Here is a 16,757-nt window from a genome sequence, read left to right as displayed (position 1 = left end):
GCCTATGGCGAGGCCGCTCCCGAACGCCCTGCCCGTGCCGCAGACCCCAGGGGATCCGCCTCAGTCCGACCCGGCCCTGCAGGCCCAGCCTGCGCCGCCCCTCCCCAGCCGTCGCGCTCTCTGGCTGGAGCTGCTGCGGGCCCTCGCCCAAGGCGATCTGGCGGCGCGTCCCACCGCCATGCGGGCGGCCTGGCACCGGCTGCAGGAGAGCCGGGCCACGGTGGAGCTGTGGATGGGTGAGCAGCGCCTGGCGGCCCTGCCCCTGGAGCCCGGCCAGCGTCTGCGCATCGGCCGCGATCCGGCCTGTGAACTCCACGCCCCGGCCCAGAACCTCAGCCGGGTGCACGCGATCCTGGAGCAGGACCGCCCCAGCGACCGCGACTTCCGTCTGGAGGACTTCAACTCCGCCAACGGCCTGTTCCACCGCGACCGCCGCGTCCGCGCCATCGGCCTGCGCCACGGCGATGTGATCCAGCTGGGCTCACCCCTCAAGGCCGAGGCGGCCCAGCTGCGCTACAGCCATCCCCGCAGCGGCCTGGAGCAGGCCCTGCACCTGGCCGGGGTGGGGGCGCTGCTGGGCTCGGGCCTGCTGGTGGGCGGCCTGCTGGTGGCGGCCTCGATCGGCGGTGGCTCGAAGATCCGCAGCATCTCCGGCCCGGTGAAGATCGTGGCGGCCAGCGGTCAGCAGATCGATGCCAAGGAGGGCTCCGCCACGGCCCTGCCCAGCCTGGAGTCGTACCCGCTGGCCCTGCGCCAGGCCCTGATCGCCTCGGAGGAGGCGCGCTTCGGCTGGAACAGCGGCCTTGACCTGTTCGGCACCCTGCGCTCCCTGGTGCGGCGCAGTGGTGGCGGCAGCGGCCTCACCCAGCAGGTCGCCCGCCTCTATTACCCCGAGGTCGGTAACGACTACAGCCTCACCCGCAAGCTGCGGGAGCTGTGGGTGGCGCTGCAGCTGGAGGTGGGCTTCAGCAAGAACCGCATCCTCAAGATGTATCTGGATCGGGCCTACCTGGGCCTGGGCAGTGAGGGCTTCGAGCAGGCGGCGCGGCTCTACTTCCGCAAGTCCGCGGCCCAGCTGGATGCGGCCGAGGCGGCGTTCCTGGTGGGGCTGCTGCCCAACCCCAATGGCTACAGCCCCTGCAACCCCAAGGATCCCGGCGCCGGACGCGAGCGGCGCAACCTGGTGCTCAAGCTGATGCACGAGCAGGGTTTCCTGGGCGACCAGCAGCTGGTGGATGCCCAGCGCCGGCCCCTGAACATCGACCCCTCCGCCTGCCGCGACTCCACCTTCTCCAGCTATCCCTTCTTCAGCGACTACGTGGTGGGTGAGCTGGAGGGCACCCGCTTCGGCCTCGATCTCAGTGGCCAGGACGCTGGCGGCAACTACCTGGTGGTGAGCACGATCGATCCGAAGCTGCAGGCCCTGGCCCAGCAACAACTGCAGCGCTTCCTGGAGGGGCCGGCGGCCCGGCTGGGCCTCACCCAGGGCGCCCTGATCAGCCTCGACTATCAGAGCGGCGACATCCTGGCCTACGTGGGCGGGGGCGATTACTCCCGCTCCAGCTTCGATCGGGTGCAGGCCCTGCGCCAGCCAGGCTCGGCCTTCAAGCTGTTCACCTTCCTGGCGGCCCTCGCCGCCGGCGTGCAGCCGGAGGAGCCGATCTCCTGCGCGCCACTGGCCTACGTGGCGGGCTGCCGCCATGGCGGCGGTGCGGTCAGCGTGGCCGATGGCTTCGCCTTCTCGGAAAACGTGGTGGCCCTGCGCCTGGCCGAGCGGGTGGGCCTGCGCCAGGTGATCGCCGAGGCCCGCCGCCTCGGCATCTCCACCCCCCTGGACCAGGACTTCAACACGGTGCTCGGGGGCCGCGAGACCCTGCTCTACGAGCTGGCACGGGCCTATGCGGTGGTGGCCAACGGCGGTCGCTCGGTGCCGATGCATGGCGTCAGCAGGATCTACGACCTGGGGATCTGCCAGTCGATCTACAGCCTCAGCACCTGTCCCCAGCGCGGGGTGACGGTGCCGGTGGGGGAGGCGACGCGCCAGCTGGTGCCGGCGGAGCAGGCCGCCGTGATGGATCGCCTGATGGCCGGCGTGGTGCAGCGCGGCACCGGCAGGGCCGCCGCGGTGGTGGCCGATGCCCGCGGCAAGACCGGAACCACCAACAACGGCGTGGATGTGGTGTTCATCGGCTACTCGCCGGCGCTGGGGATCCTCACCGCGATCTGGATGGGCAACGACGACAACCGTCCGGCCGAGGCCGCCAGCGGAGCGGTGGTGGCCGAGCTGTGGGGCCGCTACATGGGGGCTGTGGCCCGCGCCCGCGCCGCGGCCTGAAGCAGCTCGCCGCCGCGGCTCACCAGGGCCCAGCCGACCCCCAGCACCAGGCCCCACCACCACTGGCTGCTGAGCAGCCGATCGAGCGGCCGGCTGTCGTCCTGGGCGCTGCGGCGCGGCAGCACCCAGGCCAGCTGCAGGGCGCCGTAGAGCACCAGAAGCACCCAGGCCGGAATGCCGAAGCCTAGCCGGCCGATGGGGTAATCCAGGGCGCGCCAGTGCAGCAGGCTGGCGGCCGTGCCCAGGCCGATCAGGGCACTGATCGCCCCGGAGGCCCCATCCCAGCGCCCTTCGGGGGTGCGCCGCTGGGCCACCAGCAGGGCCAGTGCCAGGGTGGCCAGGCTGGTGAGGACGTAGCGCAGCACCACATCGGCCAGGGGCAGGGGTGAGGGCCCCAGCAGCACCAGCAGCATCAGCAGGTTCAGCACCGCCTCGCGCTGGTCGTGGTGGATCCAGGGGGCCGTGAGCCAGCGCCAGGCCTCATGGGGATTGGGGGCATCGGCCTGCTCCAGGGGCCACTGGCGCCGGGTTGCCTTGAGGGGCCCCAGGGCCAGGGCCTGGAGTAGGCCGAGCACCAGGACCAGCACCACCCCACCACTCCAGCCCCAGCCATCGAACAGGCGCCGGTCGAGTTCCAGCGCCGCCCACCACCACACCAGGGCCAGGGCGAAGGCCAGGGCCAGGCCAGGCCCCAGGGGCCGCAGCTGGCGGGCCAGCGCCCTCAGGTCCGCCGGCCCCGTGAGTGCGGCAGGGCGTGGTGCCCTCAGGCCACCGCGGGGTCCGGCCACGGCCAGGGAATCGCCCAGGGGCGGGTCCGTCCCCGCCAGGCCCAGGTCCCCGAATTCGGCCTCAGGCGCGGTTGGACCGTGCGGGCTGCCTGGGCCTGGGACAGGAGGTGCATGGCCCTGAGACCCCTGACCACGGGCCGTGGTCTGCGCCACGGGTGTGGGCTGGTCAACCGGCAGCGCCTCGGGAGCTACCAGGCCAAGCGGCACACCACTGGCCGCCTCCAGCAGCTCCAGCAGCTCCGCCAGCACCCGCGGTGCATAGGTGCGCTCCAGCTGCTGCCTGAGGCTCTCCAGAGCAGAGCGCTGGGCCCCGCCCCGCTGCCGCAACACCTGGCGTAGCAGCGGCTGGGCCGCCAGATCCCGCACCGGTCCGCTCAGCCACACCTCGGCTCCGAGCCCATCAATCAGCCGGTTCGCCAGGGCGGTGCCGTTGTCCAGATCGAGTACACCAGCCTCCAGCCAGCCCCTCACCTGAAGCCCCAAGTCCCGCCCCGTCCCCATCACCCCAGCCCCTGCGGACCGAGCTTAGGAGTCACCCCCCAAGCGCCAGGCCCCAACTCTCACCCACGGCCACATACCCTCCGACCTGCCCACCCATGCCCACCAAAAAGCCCCCGGCATGGGCCCCATCTTCGTATTCCGCCCAACGGGCGGTGACGAAGATGGGGCCCATGCCGGGGGCAACACAGGGGCCCCAGCTAAGACTGGGGGTATGGCTCCTCAGCTCGCCAGGGTGGCTTGCTGTCGGGCGCGGGCGCGGGCCAGTTCCTGCTGGGCCTTCACCTTCTCGGTGCTGGCGGGCTGCCCCTCGAAGGCGGCTGCGGCCTGCTGGGCCCGGTCGAACTCGGCGGCCGCGGTGCCGGCATCGATGCTGTTGCCCAGCTCACCGCCGTTGACCAGCACGGTCACCTCATCGGCTTCCACCTCGGCGAAGCCACCGAGCACGGCGATCGCCGTCCAGGCATTGCCCTCACGCACCCGCAGCACGCCCGTGTCAAGGGCGGTCAGGAGGGAGACGTGCCCGGTGAGGATGCCGAGCTGGCCGGTGGTGCTGGGAAGGATCACTTCGTCGGCGCTGCCGTCGAAGACGCTCTGATCAGGGGCCAGAACGCGGAGGGTGAGGGTCATGGGCGGGGGAGATCAGCAGGCGGGGGGAGTAGGGCGGCGCAGTGCCTGATCAGCCCTTGGCCTCGGCGAGGATCTTGGCGGCCTTGGCCTTCACCTGGTCGATGTTGCCGACGAGGTAGAAGGCGGCCTCCGGCAGATCATCAAGTTCACCGGCGAGGATCTGGTTGAAGCCGGTGATGGTTTCCTCCAGCTTCACGTATTCACCCTTCTGACCGGTGAAGATCTCGGCCACGAAGAAGGGCTGGGAGAGGAACTTCTCGATCTTGCGGGCGCGATCCACGGTGCGGCGGTCGTCCTCGGAGAGTTCGTCCAGACCCAGGATCGCGATGATGTCCTGCAGTTCCTTGTAGCGCTGCAGGGTGGCCTGCACGGCGCGGGCGGTGCGGTAGTGCTCATCGCCCACCACAGCCGGCTGCAGCATGGTGCTGGTGGAATCCAGGGGATCCACGGCCGGGTAGATGCCCTTGGAGGCCAGGCCGCGGCTCAGCACCGTGGTGGCGTCCAGGTGGGCGAAGGTGGTGGCGGGAGCGGGGTCGGTCAGGTCGTCGGCGGGCACGTAGACGGCCTGGATCGAGGTGATCGAACCCTCAAGGGTGGAGGTGATGCGCTCCTGGAGGGCGCCCACGTCGGTGCCGAGGGTGGGCTGGTAGCCCACGGCGGAGGGCATGCGGCCCAGCAGGGCGGACACTTCGGAGCCGGCCTGCACGAAGCGGAAGATGTTGTCCACGAACAGCAGCACGTCCTGCTTGTTCACGTCGCGGAAGTGCTCGGCCATGGTGAGAGCCGACAGGCCCACGCGCATGCGGGCGCCGGGGGGCTCGTTCATCTGGCCGTAGCAGAGGGCCACCTTCGACTTGGAGAGGTCCTCGGAGTTGATCACTCCGGATTCCTTGAATTCCTCGTAGAGGTCATTGCCTTCGCGGGTGCGCTCGCCCACGCCGGCGAACACGGACACGCCGCCGTGCTCCTTGGCGATGTTGTTGATCAGCTCCTGGATGAGCACGGTCTTGCCCACGCCGGCGCCACCGAACAGGCCCACCTTGCCGCCCTGGCGGTAGGGAGCCAGCAGGTCGATCACCTTGATGCCGGTCTCGAACACCTTGGGCTTGGTCTCGAGCTCGGTGAGCTTGGGCGCTTCGCGGTGGATGGGAGCGGTCAGGTCGGTGCTCACCGGACCCTTCTCGTCGACGGGCTCGCCGAGCACGTTGAAGATGCGGCCGAGGGTGGCTTCACCCACGGGCACGGAGATCGGAGCACCGGTGTCGAGGGCTTCCATGCCCCGCACGAGGCCGTCGGTGGTGCTCATGGCCACGGCGCGCACGCGGTGGTCACCCAGCAGCTGCTGCACCTCGGCGGTCAGGGCCACGTTCTGGCCAGCCGAATTTTTGCCCTCAATGCGGAGGGCGTTGTAGATCCTGGGCAGCTTGCCGGCGGGAAATTCCACGTCCAGCACCGGGCCGATCACCTGACGGATGATTCCCTTGGTGCCGGAAGCGGCAGGAGCAGCAGCAGCCATATGTAAGGAGGGTCGCGGAGGACGCGCAGCGGGAACCAATCCCGCCCGAAGCGGCGCAACCTTACCACTGCGAGGGAACCCCAGCTGCTGGAGCGGCCTGGCTGGAGCCGGCTGCCTGGGCGGCGTCCGGGAGCCCACGACCCCGGACCGCCCCCGGCTGTTCGGTCAACCGCACAGCGCCCGGATTGCCCGGCTGACCCCGCTCCCATAGGTTGGCACTCAGCGGCTTCGAGTGCCAGATCGGCATCAGGAGCGGCTTCCTGTGGCGTCTTTGGCGCCATGCCAATGGCTTCGCAACCCTTTCCGAAATCCATCCATGGCTGCTGTTTCCCTCAGCGTTTCCACCGTCAAGCCCCTCGGCGACCGCATCTTCATCAAGGTGTCCGAGTCCGAGGAGAAGACCGCCGGCGGCATTCTTCTGCCCGACACCGCCAAGGAGAAGCCCCAGGTGGGCGAGGTGGTGCAGATTGGCCCCGGCAAGCGCAACGACGACGGCACCCGCCAGGCCCCCGAAGTGAGCATCGGAGACAAGGTGCTCTATAGCAAGTACGCCGGCACCGACATCAAGCTGGGCAGCGACGAGTACGTGCTGCTCTCCGAGAAGGACATCCTGGCCGTCGTGAACTGAGCCAGGGTCCGCCCTGAAATCAGACCAGTCCAGATCAGTCCAGATCAGACCGTTTAACCCCTACCCACAGAGATTCGCCTCCCATGGCCAAGCGCATTATCTATAACGAGCAGGCTCGCCGCGCCCTCGAGAAAGGCATCGACACCCTGGCCGAAGCCGTTGCTGTCACCCTGGGTCCCAAGGGTCGCAACGTGGTGCTGGAGAAGAAGTTCGGTGCCCCCCAGATCATCAACGACGGCGTCACGATCGCCAAGGAGATCGAGCTGGAAGACCACATCGAGAACACCGGTGTGGCCCTGATCCGTCAGGCCGCTTCCAAGACCAACGACGCCGCCGGTGACGGCACCACCACCGCCACCGTCCTGGCCCACGCCATGGTCAAGGCCGGCCTGCGCAACGTGGCCGCCGGTGCCAACGCCATCACCCTCAAGAAGGGCATCGACAAGGCCTCCGAGTTCCTGGTCGGCAAGATCAAGGAGCACGCTAAGCCGATCAGCGACAGCAACGCCATCGCCCAGGTGGGCACCATCTCCGCCGGCAACGACGAAGAGGTGGGCCGCATGATCGCCGACGCGATGGACAAGGTCGGCAAAGAGGGCGTGATCTCCCTGGAAGAAGGGAAGTCGATGACCACCGAGCTGGAGGTCACCGAGGGCATGCGCTTCGACAAGGGCTACATCTCGCCCTACTTCGCCACCGACACCGAGCGCATGGAAGCGGTGCTCGAGGAGCCCTACATCCTGCTCACCGACAAGAAGATCGGCCTGGTGCAGGACCTGGTGCCCGTGCTCGAGCAGATCGCCCGCACCGGCAAGCCCCTGCTGATCATCGCCGAGGATATCGAGAAGGAAGCCCTCGCCACCCTGGTGGTGAATCGCCTGCGTGGCGTGCTCAACGTGGCCGCCGTGAAGGCTCCTGGCTTCGGTGATCGCCGCAAGGCCATGCTCGAGGACATCGCCGTTCTCACCAACGGTCAGCTGATCACTGAGGACGCCGGCCTCAAGCTCGAGAACACCAAGCTGGAGATGCTGGGCACCGCCCGCCGCATCACCATCAACAAGGACACCACCACCATCGTGGCCGAAGGCAACGAGGCGGCCGTCAAGGCCCGGGTGGAGCAGATCCGCAAGCAGATCGACGAGACCGACTCCTCCTACGACAAGGAGAAGCTGCAGGAGCGTCTGGCCAAGCTGAGCGGCGGTGTGGCCGTGGTCAAGGTGGGTGCCGCCACCGAGACCGAGATGAAGGACAAGAAGCTGCGCCTGGAAGATGCCATCAACGCCACCAAGGCGGCCGTTGAAGAGGGCATCGTTCCTGGTGGTGGCACCACCCTGGCCCACCTGGCTCCCGCCCTCGAGGAGTGGGCCGCCGCCAACCTCTCCGGCGAAGAGCTCATCGGTGCCCAGATCGTGGCTTCCGCCCTCACCGCGCCCCTCAAGCGCATCGCTGAGAACGCCGGTGTGAACGGCGCTGTGGTGGCCGAGCACGTCAAGAACAAGCCCTTCAACGAGGGCTACAACGCCGCCACCGGCGAGTACGTCGACATGCTGGCCGCCGGCATCGTGGATCCCGCCAAGGTGACCCGCTCCGGCCTGCAGAACGCCGCCTCGATTGCCGGCATGGTGCTCACCACCGAGTGCATCGTGGCCGATCTGCCTGAGAAGAAAGAAGCAGCTCCTGCCGGCGGCGGCATGGGCGGCGGCGACTTCGACTACTGATCGTCCCCACGGACCAGTGGCTTTCGGGGATCCTCGGATCCCCTCCCAGGCGCCCCCAAGGGGGCGCTTTTTTCTTGCAGTCCCCTGGCCGCCTGGGGGTGGCCGTGCTCAGCGCTGAGTGGCCTCGCTGTTGGTGTCGGAGCTGTTCTGGTGTCCCTGCAGATGACGCTCGCAGGCGCCTGCCGCACCGGTGGAGGCCAGGCTCGCCAGCAGCAGCACAAGGGGGAGCAGGTTTCGCATCCGGGCAGTGTCGGGTTTCAGTTCAACGTAGGCCTTGGGGTTGGCCTTGTCCGCCTCTGTCACCAGGGCCCCATGGACCCGAGCATGACCTGCTGCGATCAACAGGCACTGCCCACCGAGTCCAGTCAGCGCATGGCCCCCTCGGGTGTCGCGGCAACCAGCACTTTGTCGCGGTTCCTACCGTTTCGACTCCGTTCCGTAGTAACGGCTACCGGCTGGGCCCCTGTGGCGCCTCAGGGTGTCGCCCGTGCTGTCTGAGTTCCCTTGCCCGTTCCGGCTGCGTCGATCCTGTTGGCGGCGGCGACCCCGATGGCCGAGGCCGCCGCTGCACTGCGCAGTGCCAACAACGGCTTCGTACTCGTCAGCGCCGCCCTCGTGCTGATGATGACGCCGGCGCTGGCCCTCTTCTATGCGGGCTTCGTGCGCAGCCGCAACGTGCTCAACACCATGGTGATGAGCTCCAGTGCCATGGCCCTGATGAGCGTGCTGTGGGTACTGTTCGGCTACAGCCTGGCCTTTTCCCCCGGTTCGGGCCCCCTGGCTCCCTTCATTGGTGGGTTGGCGTGGGCGGGCCTGAGCAACTGGTCGGCCCCCTATGGCGACGGTCAGATCAGCCACGGCGCCGTGGCGCTGTTCCAGGCCAGCTTTGCGATCATCACGCCTGCCCTGATCTCGGGGGCTGTGGTGGAGCGGATGAACTTCCGGGCCTGGATCCTGTTTCTACTGTTCTGGAGCACGCTGATCTATATCCCCTTGGCCCACATGGTGTGGGGGCCAGGGGGATTCCTCGGCCCCGATGGCCTTGGGGCCCTCGACTTTGCCGGCGGTCTGGTGGTGGAGCTGGCCTCCGGGGTTGCGGCGGCCGTGGCGGCGGTGGTGGTGGGCCGGCGCCGCACCTACCCCGACCACGGGGCTCCGCCCCACAACGTGCCCTTCATCCTGATGGGGGCCGGCCTGCTCTGGTTCGGCTGGTTCGGCTTCAACGGTGGCAGTGGCCTGGTGGCGGGCAATCTGGCCTCCCTGGCCTGCCTCACCACCAATACCGCAGGCGCCGCGGCGGCCCTGGGCTGGATGCTGATCGAGACCTGGCAGCGCGGCAAGCCCACGGCAGTCGGTGTGGCCACCGGCGCCGTGGCCGGCCTGGTGGCGATCACGCCCGCCGCCGGCTTTGTGAGCCCGCTGGCGGCGGTGCTGATCGGCTTTGCCGCCGCAGCGCTGTGCAGCTGGGCCCTGCAGCTCAAGCTGCGCCTGCGGCTCGATGACACCCTGGACGTGCTACCGGTGCATGGGATGGCGGGTCTGCTGGGCACCCTGCTCACCGGGGTGTTCACCTTGCGCAGCCTCAATCCGGCCGGTGCCGACGGTCTGATCGCCGGGCGGCTGGACCAGCTGTGGATCCAGCTCCAGGCGGTGGGCTTCACCGTGCTGTGGGTGGGGGTGGGAACCTATGCCCTGCTTGCCCTGCTGCGGCTGGTGATCCCGCTGCGCGTCACGGATGCGGAGGAGCGCCAGGGGGTGGATATCAACGCCCACGGAGAGGAGGCCTACAACAGCGAGTTCACCAGCTGATGGTCAGCTCCAGGGTCATCTTCCTGAGCCTTGACCTGCGGTTGGGGTGACTCGTCAGGCCGGATCGAAGGCGAGGGCCACGCCGTTGTTGCAGTAGCGCTTGCCGGTGGGCCTGGGGCCGTCGTCGAACACGTGGCCCTGGTGGCCGCCGCAGCGGCGGCAATGGTATTCGGTGCGGGGCACGATCAGCTTGAAGTCGACTCTGGTGGCCACCGCATTGGGCAGGGGCTGCCAGAAGCTGGGCCAGCCGGTGCCGCTGTCGTACTTGGCCTTGGAGCTGAACAGGGGCAGCCGGCATCCGGCGCACAGGAACGTGCCGGCCCGCTTCTCCTGGTTGAGAGGACTGCTGAAGGGACGCTCGGTGCCCTCGCGCCGCAGCACCTCGTAGGCGGCGGCACCGAGGCGCTGTTTCCACTCGGCCTCACTCAGTTGCCAGGCCGGATCGGCCGCCTTGGAGGCCGCTTCTGCGGGACGCCCCCCCAGCAGGGGAGCCACGGCAGCCGTGAGGGCGGCGAGCAGGCCACGTCGGGTCATCGGTCTGGGGCGGTTGGTGCTGACGGGATTCAGGCGCCCTTGAACCAGCCGGCGCTCAGGGCCACAGCCAGGCCGAGGAAGGTGGCGAGGAGAGTCCAGCTGACGCGGTTGAGGGTGTTCTCGGCGCTGCGGGCGCTGCTGAACATGGAGCCGCCGCTACTGGCCAATCCGCCCATGCCATCGCCCTTGGGACTGTGCAGCAGCACGGTCACCACCAGCAGCACGCCGCTGGCCAGCCAGATCCAGGTGAAGACGGTTTGAAGCATGGCGGCAGCCTAGGGCGCTGGGGCTCAGACCCCGAGGGTCTGGGGGACGCGGCTGTGGGCGACCGGCGCGCCGATGGGCAGCACCAGCGACTGGCCGGTCATGCGAGGTGGCTGGGGCAGGCCCAGGATCTCGAGCAGGGTCGGGGCAATGTCGGCCAGGCCGCCACCGTCGCGCAGCTGGACGTTGGTGCCGTGGCCGGGCAGCTTGCGCTTCTCGCCCTCCACCAGGATCAGCGGCACCGGGTTGGTGGTGTGGGCCGTCCAGGCGCGCCCATCCGGGCCCTCCATCAGTTCGGCGTTGCCGTGGTCGGCGGTGATCAGCAGGGTGCCGCCCATGCGATTGGCGGCTTCCACCAGGCGGCCCACGCAGCGATCCACCGTGCCGATCGCACTCACCGTCGCCTCCATCTGGCCTGTGTGCCCAACCATGTCCGGGTTGGCGTAGTTGATCACCACCAGGGAGTAGATGCCCTTGGCGATGGCGGCGATGCAGTTGTCGGTGAGCTGCTCAGCCGACATGGCCGGGGCCTGGTCATAGGTGGCCACCCGCGGCGATGGCACCAGGTGCCGGTCTTCGCCGGGGAATGGCTGCTCGATGCCCCCGTTCATGAAGTAGGTGACGTGGGGGTATTTCTCGGTTTCGGCGGTGCGGAACTGGCGCAGGCCATGGGCCGCCACCACTTCCCCCAGCAGGCCATCCAGGGGCTCGGGCGGGAAGGCCACCACCACTGGCAGGCCTGCCTCGTACTGGGTGAAGGTCACCAGATCGAGGTCGGCGATGCGCTCGCGGGGGAAGGCATCGAAATCGGGAAGCACCAAGGCCCGGACCAGCTGCCGCACCCGGTCGGGGCGGAAGTTGAAGCACACAAGCCCGTCGCCGCCTTTGAGGTGGCCAGGGGCCAGCCGCACCGGCTCAAGGAACTCGTCGGTGATGCCCTCGGCGTAGGAGGCCTCCAGCACCTGCAGGGGGTCGAGGGACGTGACCTCGCCCGGCTCGGTGAGCAGCCGGTAGGCCTTCTCGGTGCGATCCCAGCGGTTGTCGCGGTCCATGGCCCAGTAGCGGCCGCAGATCGTGGCGATCCGGCCCACGCCGGCTTCGGCGATCTGGCGCTCGATCGTGGCCAGAAAGCCCGGGGCGCTCTGGGTGGTCGTGTCGCGGCCATCGGTGACCACGTGGATCGCCACGTCGTCCAGGCCGCGGCCGGCCGCCCAGCGCAGCAGCCCGCCCAGGTGCTCGATGTGGCTGTGGACGCCACCGTCCGAGCAGAGCCCGATCAGGTGCAGGGTGTTGCCGCTGGCCAGCAGTCGGTCGGCCAGGGCGTTCAGGCCGGGGTTCTCGGCCAGACTGCCGTCCTTGACGGCCTTGCTGATCCGCACCAGCTCCTGGCGGATGATCCGGCCCGCCCCGATGGTGAGGTGGCCCACCTCGGAGTTGCCCATCTGGTCGTCCGGCAGGCCCACATCGGCGCCACTGGCCTGGATCAGGGTGTGGGGGTAAGCGTGCCAGAGCGCATCCATCACCGGAGTGTCGGCGGCGCGGATCGCGTTGTGGTCGGCGTCGTGGCGGTAGCCCCATCCATCGAGGATGGCGAGCACCACCGGGGCCACGGGGGGGTGACTCACGAAGCTGGCTGTGGAACAGGATCCGCCCACCTGGGGCAGGCCGGCATCCACGGCCTGGGGGGCCTCGCCGGCAGGAGCCCCGTCATGGGGAACCGCCCCATCAAGGGGAACAGCCGTGGCGCCTGGGTCAGGACAGCCACTGGGGCTGGACTCACGATCGGAGGAAGGACCTGCTTTCACCCGTTCGTCCCGCTCTTTCAGTGCAACGTCGTCGTCAGGCCAACTTACCGCGAGCCCTTCTGGGGGCCCAGCTGATCCCAGTTTGCGTCAGCTTTTGTCCACAGGGCAGGGCCGCCGGTTCCCGCGGCTGGGATCTGGAGTGGCCCGGGAAGCCCTCGTGCCTGGGTCAATGGATCAAGCCCTTAGCATGGATCCAAGTTCCGAACGCCGTGGTCTTGCCCAGCCCCGAGGAGCGCGGCGGTCATGAGATCGGCCCCGTCGAGTACGGCGATGGCGCTGCTGTGGACCTCCGCAAGGGGTCGGGCGCGAACGCCCAGAGCGATGCTCCTGCACCGGACCTGGCCCCTGCAGGCCGTGTGGAAATCCTGTCGGCCCAGGAGCTGGGACGCACTCTGAACCGGCTGGCGTCCCAGGTGCTGGAGAGCGTCGACGACAGCCATTCCCTGCTCCTGCTTGGCATCCCCACACGGGGAGTGGTCCTGGCGGAGGTGCTGGCCGCCAAGCTCCAGGCGCTCTGCGGCCATCCGGTGGACCAGGGCAGCCTCGATCCCACCTTCCATCGCGACGATCTGCAGCGGGTGGCCACCCGCCTGGCGGCCCCGACCCAGCTGCCAGCGGCCCTGGAGGGCCGCGAGCTGGTGCTGGTGGACGACGTGATCTTCACGGGTCGCACGGTGCGGGCGGCAATGGAGGCCCTGCAGGCCTGGGGACGGCCGCGGCGGGTGCGTCTGCTGGCGATGGTGGATCGGGGACACCGGGAGCTGCCGATCCAACCGGATTTCTGCGGTCGGGTCGTGCCCACCAGCCGCCAGGAGACGATCGCCCTGTGCCTGCAGGCCATCGACGGCGAGGAGGGCGTGTTCCTGCTCAAGACCGGGGCGTAGAACCGGTTGCCAGCAGGCGCTGGGCCTGACCTTCAGGCCACCGGCTCGAGCTCGTCCGCGCGGAAGTGGGCGCGGAAGCGGCCGAAGGCCACGATCACCGGCAGGGTGGGGCTGATGGGACGCCCCTTGAAGTCGTTCAGCACCTGGTGCACCAGGCCCTGCTGGCCCTGGAGATCGAAGGACTGACCCCGATGTTCGGGATGGTGGAACACCACAACGCTCTGGCTGACCCTGACCTGATCTCCCGCTTGCATGGAGGGTGCGCGTGCGACGGAACCATCCTGTCACGCGTGCTTCGCCGCCTGGGGGCGCCCCTCAGGGGCGGCAGGTCAGCGGCGACAGGCGCTCTCCGGACCCGCTTCCACCACCTTGCCTCCCAGTTCCTTGCAGGCCGAGGTGAAGGCCTGCCAGTCGTCCTGCCCCGCGGCGATCTTGGCCGTGACGAGGGCATTGAGCTTGTCGCTCGGCACATTCGACTCCAGGCCCCCCTTGCCGTGGCCGTCGTGCTGCTTCTCACCGGCAGACTTCAGTCCGTCGATCCCCTGTTGCACCTGCTGGCGCAGGGGCTGGGTGTGGGCCTTCCACCAGGGGTGGTCGATGCGGTTGAGGGCATCCAGGGCTTCCCACCAGCGCTTCTGGGGAATCAGTTGCTGGGTCCGGTCCCGCTGCAGGCGGTTGCGGTTCCAGTTTTCCCGCAGGTTGTCACCGAGGGCGGTGCCTTCGGGGTTGTGGTCGGCGTTGAACGTGGCCAGCACCGCCAGGGCCCCCTCCAGGTCACCGCCCTGGAAGCGGGCCAGCGCCCTGGCCTCCAGCTGGCGCTGCCACTCCACCAGGCGCCGCTGGTCGGCGGAGTTGCCGGCTTCAGAATTCACCAGCTGCAGCTGGACCCGCAGGGCCTCGCCCACCTGGCCTGCCTTCCAGAGGTTCTGGGCCTTCAGGCGGCGGCAGCGGCCCTGCTCCTGGGGAGCCGCGCCGCCCAGCCAGCGCAGCGAGGCGAGCTGCTCCCCGTAGCGCAGGCAGTCGTCCAGGCGGCCCTGCTGGGCGGCGCGCTCCAGCCGCCCCGGCAGCTGGCGCTCCCACCAGTAGGCGGCCCCGACCGCGCCCGCCACCAGGCCGAGGGTGACCAGCAGCCAGAAGCGCGGAAGCCGGTGCCGGCGGATGGCCACGGATGCAGACCGTCAGTGGGCCCGTTCTATGAATGTGCAGGCCCCTGGATCGCGCCCCGGGACCAGCCGCTGTGTCGTCCACCCGGCCGTTCTCCCGGCGCGGGCTTCCGTGGGGCTGGCTGCTCAGCGCACGCTGCCCAGGCTCCGCTCCGGCAGGACGCTGCCGCTCAGCAGGTCCTCGGCCTGCAGCCGCAGCTGCCCTTCGGGATCAATGCGGAACCGCAGCCGCAGCCGATCCACCCCGGCGCTGCCGGCGGGATCCAGGGGCAGCGCCTCCGGTTGCCGGGGCCAGGCCTCCACGGCGGCCTCGCCGGCCGGCCGCCGCCGCAGCACCGGCAGGCCCCCGACGAACACCACCTCACTGCGTTCCCCATCCTGTGGCTCCCCCAGGACCAACTCCAGCTGGTGCTGGCCGTCGCGGCTGGCGGCCAGCACCAGCTCCAGCGGCCGCTCGGTGGGCCAGGCCTGGCCCGGCACGAACAGCGGATGCCAGCGGTGGCGGCCGCTGCGCTGGTCCCAGCAGCGCAGCGACACGCCGCGGCTCAGCACATCCTTCACCGTCACGCCCGGGGTGAGGGCCAGGGCGCCCAGGGCCACGGCCTCGATCGGCCGCTCGCCCCGCAGCGGCACCCCCGGGCAGCGCTCCCGCAGCCAGGCCTGCACGGTCGGCAGCCGGCTGGTGCCCCCCACCGGCAGCACCGCATCCAGCTCCGCCAGGCCGATGCCAGCGGCACGGGCGGAGGCCAGCACGGTCTCCAGCAGCTGGTCGAGCGTGGCGGTCAGGCCCCGGCGCTCCAGCAGCCTGGCCAGGCCGGACCGGTCCAGGCGCAGGGGGCGGGGGGCGGCGCCAGGGGCCGGCGTCCAGAGCGTCAGCGCCTCCGGGGCGTCGCTGAGGGCGCACTTGAGCCGCTCGGCGGCGGCCAGCAACGAGGCTGAGGCCGCCTGCTCGGGGCAGAGTTCGGCGGCGATCCAGTGGTCGATGTCGCGGCCGCCGAGGGCCAGGCCCGCCTTGCCCAGCACCCGGGCGGTGCGCAGGGTCTGGCGACTGCCCTGCAGGTCGCGGCCGCCGAAGCGCAGCAGCTGGGCGATGGGCGCGGCACGGCCCTCGCCGCCCTCCAGGGCCACGAGCGACAGGTCGATCGTGCCGCCGCCCAGATCCACCACCAGCACCCGGCTACCCGGGGCCAGGCCGGCACCGATGGCGGCGGCGGTGGGCTCATCCACCAGGGCGATCTCCGGCACCGCCAGGCTGGCCGTCACGGCGGTGAGCCAGCGGCGGTAGCCGCGGTAGGCGTCGATCGGGGCGGTGAGCACCAGCCGGCTGGGTGTCAGTTCCACCGGCAGCTGGCGCCAGAGGCGCTGCAGCAGCAGGGCGCCCGCCTGCTCGGGTGCCAGCAGGCTGGCGGGTGCGTCGGGCTCCGGACCGTCGATGTCGCCCTGGCCGATGCGGCGCTTGAAGTCCCGGTGCAGCTCCGGCCCCGGGTGCTCTGCCAGCCCGGCCTCGAGCACCTGGCGGCCGATCAGGGGCTGGCCGGAATCGGCCTGCGCCAGCCACAGCAGGCTGGGCACCACGGCAGGACTGCCGCAGGTGTACGGGGCCAGCTCCAGCACCTCGGCGGGGCCGCCGGCCGGCTGGTAGGCCACCACGGTGGTGGTGCTGCCCAGGTCGATGGCGAGGGTGCCGGCCATGGCGGAAGGCGTTGCGGAGGTTGCGGTGGCAGCGGCAGGCCAGGCGCTGGGCCGGTCCGGGGCTGGGGCCGCTGCCTCCTTCTAAAGGCCGGAACCGCTCGCCTGGCAGGCGCTGGCCCCAGCCCGAGCCGTTCCGCACGTCTGTTGTGCGCGACTCCTGAACGTGGTCCTTGCGCTCGGTCCGGCACTGCGCCTGGGCCCGGGCAGGACCCGCAAGCTGCTGACCTAAGCTCACTTCAAAGGCAGTGGAGACATGTTCATCGGCGTCGACGTGAGCCCCAAGGAACTGGCCCAGCGGGCCGAGAGCCTGATCCGCCACTCCAGCAACCGCTACCTCACCACCGTGCGGATTGCCTTTCGTGCAAAACAGCGCCGCTTCGACGACTTCGACGGCCTGCTGGAGGACTCGATGATCAAGCCTGTGCAGCGCGCCATCGTGGAACTCAGCGACGAGCAGGACCAGCCCGACCTGCTGCCCGGCTGAGCCGGCTGG

16 protein-coding genes are annotated in these 16,757 nt (G+C 69.8%); 6 read left to right on the top strand and 10 right to left on the bottom strand.

What is annotated here, in order from left to right:
* Positions 1–34 precede the first annotated feature (34 nt).
* The gene (locus tag CJZ98_RS04060; protein WP_232756180.1) at positions 35–2,335 is read left to right on the top strand and encodes a transglycosylase domain-containing protein; all 2,301 of its coding nucleotides are present in this window, start codon (positions 35–37) and stop codon (positions 2,333–2,335) included.
* On the opposite strand, the gene CJZ98_RS04055 is transcribed toward CJZ98_RS04060, so the two are convergent.
* The 3 genes from CJZ98_RS04055 to atpD form a co-directional block, all read right to left on the bottom strand.
* Positions 2,296–3,594, bottom strand: a complete 1,299-nt coding sequence (locus tag CJZ98_RS04055) for a rhomboid family intramembrane serine protease (RefSeq protein WP_232756179.1) — start codon at positions 3,592–3,594, stop codon at positions 2,296–2,298. The genes CJZ98_RS04060 and CJZ98_RS04055 overlap by 40 nt on opposite strands.
* A gap of 249 nt (positions 3,595–3,843) precedes the next feature.
* Positions 3,844–4,251: an ATP synthase F1 subunit epsilon gene (atpC, locus tag CJZ98_RS04050; RefSeq protein ID WP_094588583.1), complete on the bottom strand. Its 408-nt coding sequence runs from the start codon at positions 4,249–4,251 to the stop codon at positions 3,844–3,846.
* A gap of 49 nt (positions 4,252–4,300) precedes the next feature.
* Positions 4,301–5,767 (bottom strand): F0F1 ATP synthase subunit beta, encoded by a 1,467-nt coding sequence (gene atpD, locus CJZ98_RS04045; RefSeq protein ID WP_094588581.1) that lies wholly within the window; start codon positions 5,765–5,767, stop codon positions 4,301–4,303.
* A 316-nt stretch (positions 5,768–6,083) separates the two neighbouring features.
* Between atpD and groES the strand changes: the two genes are divergently transcribed.
* Together groES and groL are read left to right on the top strand one after the other, a co-directional pair.
* Positions 6,084–6,395 (top strand): co-chaperone GroES, encoded by a 312-nt coding sequence (groES, locus tag CJZ98_RS04040; RefSeq protein ID WP_094588579.1) that lies wholly within the window; start codon positions 6,084–6,086, stop codon positions 6,393–6,395.
* 83 nt (positions 6,396–6,478) lie between these two features.
* Positions 6,479–8,113, top strand: a complete 1,635-nt coding sequence (gene groL, locus CJZ98_RS04035) for a chaperonin GroEL (protein ID WP_094588577.1) — start codon at positions 6,479–6,481, stop codon at positions 8,111–8,113.
* A gap of 108 nt (positions 8,114–8,221) precedes the next feature.
* On the opposite strand, the gene CJZ98_RS18720 is transcribed toward groL, so the two are convergent.
* Positions 8,222–8,416 (bottom strand): hypothetical protein, encoded by a 195-nt coding sequence (locus tag CJZ98_RS18720; RefSeq protein WP_094588575.1) that lies wholly within the window; start codon positions 8,414–8,416, stop codon positions 8,222–8,224.
* Positions 8,417–8,617: 201 nt separating this feature from the next.
* On the opposite strand from CJZ98_RS18720, the gene CJZ98_RS04025 reads away from it, so the two are divergent.
* Positions 8,618–9,922: an ammonium transporter gene (locus CJZ98_RS04025; RefSeq protein ID WP_232756178.1), complete on the top strand. Its 1,305-nt coding sequence runs from the start codon at positions 8,618–8,620 to the stop codon at positions 9,920–9,922.
* 54 nt (positions 9,923–9,976) lie between these two features.
* On the opposite strand, the gene msrB is transcribed toward CJZ98_RS04025, so the two are convergent.
* The 3 genes from msrB to gpmI are packed head-to-tail and all read right to left on the bottom strand — an operon-like array spanning position 9,977 to position 12,321.
* Positions 9,977–10,456, bottom strand: a complete 480-nt coding sequence (gene msrB / locus CJZ98_RS04020; protein ID WP_094588571.1) for a peptide-methionine (R)-S-oxide reductase MsrB — start codon at positions 10,454–10,456, stop codon at positions 9,977–9,979.
* A 29-nt stretch (positions 10,457–10,485) separates the two neighbouring features.
* Positions 10,486–10,722: a preprotein translocase subunit SecG gene (secG, locus tag CJZ98_RS04015; protein WP_094588569.1), complete on the bottom strand. Its 237-nt coding sequence runs from the start codon at positions 10,720–10,722 to the stop codon at positions 10,486–10,488.
* 24 nt (positions 10,723–10,746) lie between these two features.
* Positions 10,747–12,321, bottom strand: a complete 1,575-nt coding sequence (gpmI, locus tag CJZ98_RS04010) for a 2,3-bisphosphoglycerate-independent phosphoglycerate mutase (protein ID WP_094588649.1) — start codon at positions 12,319–12,321, stop codon at positions 10,747–10,749.
* A gap of 542 nt (positions 12,322–12,863) precedes the next feature.
* Here gpmI and pyrR point away from each other — a divergent pair.
* Positions 12,864–13,409: a bifunctional pyr operon transcriptional regulator/uracil phosphoribosyltransferase PyrR gene (gene pyrR / locus CJZ98_RS04005; RefSeq protein WP_094588647.1), complete on the top strand. Its 546-nt coding sequence runs from the start codon at positions 12,864–12,866 to the stop codon at positions 13,407–13,409.
* Positions 13,410–13,441: 32 nt separating this feature from the next.
* On the opposite strand, the gene CJZ98_RS04000 is transcribed toward pyrR, so the two are convergent.
* The 3 genes from CJZ98_RS04000 to CJZ98_RS03990 all read right to left on the bottom strand — a co-directional run bounded on the left by CJZ98_RS04000 (position 13,442) and on the right by CJZ98_RS03990 (position 16,264).
* Positions 13,442–13,663 (bottom strand): ferredoxin-thioredoxin reductase variable chain, encoded by a 222-nt coding sequence (locus tag CJZ98_RS04000; protein WP_094588567.1) that lies wholly within the window; start codon positions 13,661–13,663, stop codon positions 13,442–13,444.
* A 75-nt stretch (positions 13,664–13,738) separates the two neighbouring features.
* Positions 13,739–14,575 carry a hypothetical protein gene (locus CJZ98_RS03995; RefSeq protein ID WP_094588565.1) on the bottom strand — a complete coding sequence of 279 codons (837 nt, stop codon included), beginning with the start codon at positions 14,573–14,575 and terminating at the stop codon, positions 13,739–13,741.
* Positions 14,576–14,698: 123 nt separating this feature from the next.
* A complete protein-coding gene (locus CJZ98_RS03990) occupies positions 14,699–16,264 on the bottom strand; it encodes an Hsp70 family protein (RefSeq protein ID WP_094588563.1) in 1,566 nt (521 codons plus the stop codon).
* A 253-nt stretch (positions 16,265–16,517) separates the two neighbouring features.
* Here CJZ98_RS03990 and CJZ98_RS03985 point away from each other — a divergent pair, with 253 nt between their 5' ends.
* Positions 16,518–16,748 (top strand): DNA-directed RNA polymerase subunit omega, encoded by a 231-nt coding sequence (locus tag CJZ98_RS03985; protein ID WP_094588561.1) that lies wholly within the window; start codon positions 16,518–16,520, stop codon positions 16,746–16,748.
* Positions 16,749–16,757 lie beyond the last annotated feature (9 nt).

It is taken from the genome of Vulcanococcus limneticus LL (assembly GCF_002252705.1).
Lineage (GTDB): Bacteria > Cyanobacteriota > Cyanobacteriia > PCC-6307 > Cyanobiaceae > Vulcanococcus > Vulcanococcus limneticus.
Note: the sequence above shows the minus strand (reverse complement) of the source record. Positions and strands in the feature narration are given on the sequence as shown.

What these genes read in the sequence shown, in the direction of transcription:
- CJZ98_RS04000 (WP_094588567.1), bottom strand. Translation starts at nt 13,663, where the DNA reads ATGCAAGCGGGAGATCAGGTCAGGGTCAGCCAGAGCGTTGTGGTGTTC.
- atpC (WP_094588583.1), bottom strand. Translation starts at nt 4,251, where the DNA reads ATGACCCTCACCCTCCGCGTTCTGGCCCCTGATCAGAGCGTCTTCGAC.
- groL (WP_094588577.1), top strand. Translation starts at nt 6,479, where the DNA reads ATGGCCAAGCGCATTATCTATAACGAGCAGGCTCGCCGCGCCCTCGAG.
- groES (WP_094588579.1), top strand. Translation starts at nt 6,084, where the DNA reads ATGGCTGCTGTTTCCCTCAGCGTTTCCACCGTCAAGCCCCTCGGCGAC.
- atpD (WP_094588581.1), bottom strand. Translation starts at nt 5,767, where the DNA reads ATGGCTGCTGCTGCTCCTGCCGCTTCCGGCACCAAGGGAATCATCCGT.
- msrB (WP_094588571.1), bottom strand. Translation starts at nt 10,456, where the DNA reads ATGACCCGACGTGGCCTGCTCGCCGCCCTCACGGCTGCCGTGGCTCCC.
- secG (WP_094588569.1), bottom strand. Translation starts at nt 10,722, where the DNA reads ATGCTTCAAACCGTCTTCACCTGGATCTGGCTGGCCAGCGGCGTGCTG.
- CJZ98_RS03990 (WP_094588563.1), bottom strand. Translation starts at nt 16,264, where the DNA reads ATGGCCGGCACCCTCGCCATCGACCTGGGCAGCACCACCACCGTGGTG.
- CJZ98_RS03985 (WP_094588561.1), top strand. Translation starts at nt 16,518, where the DNA reads ATGTTCATCGGCGTCGACGTGAGCCCCAAGGAACTGGCCCAGCGGGCC.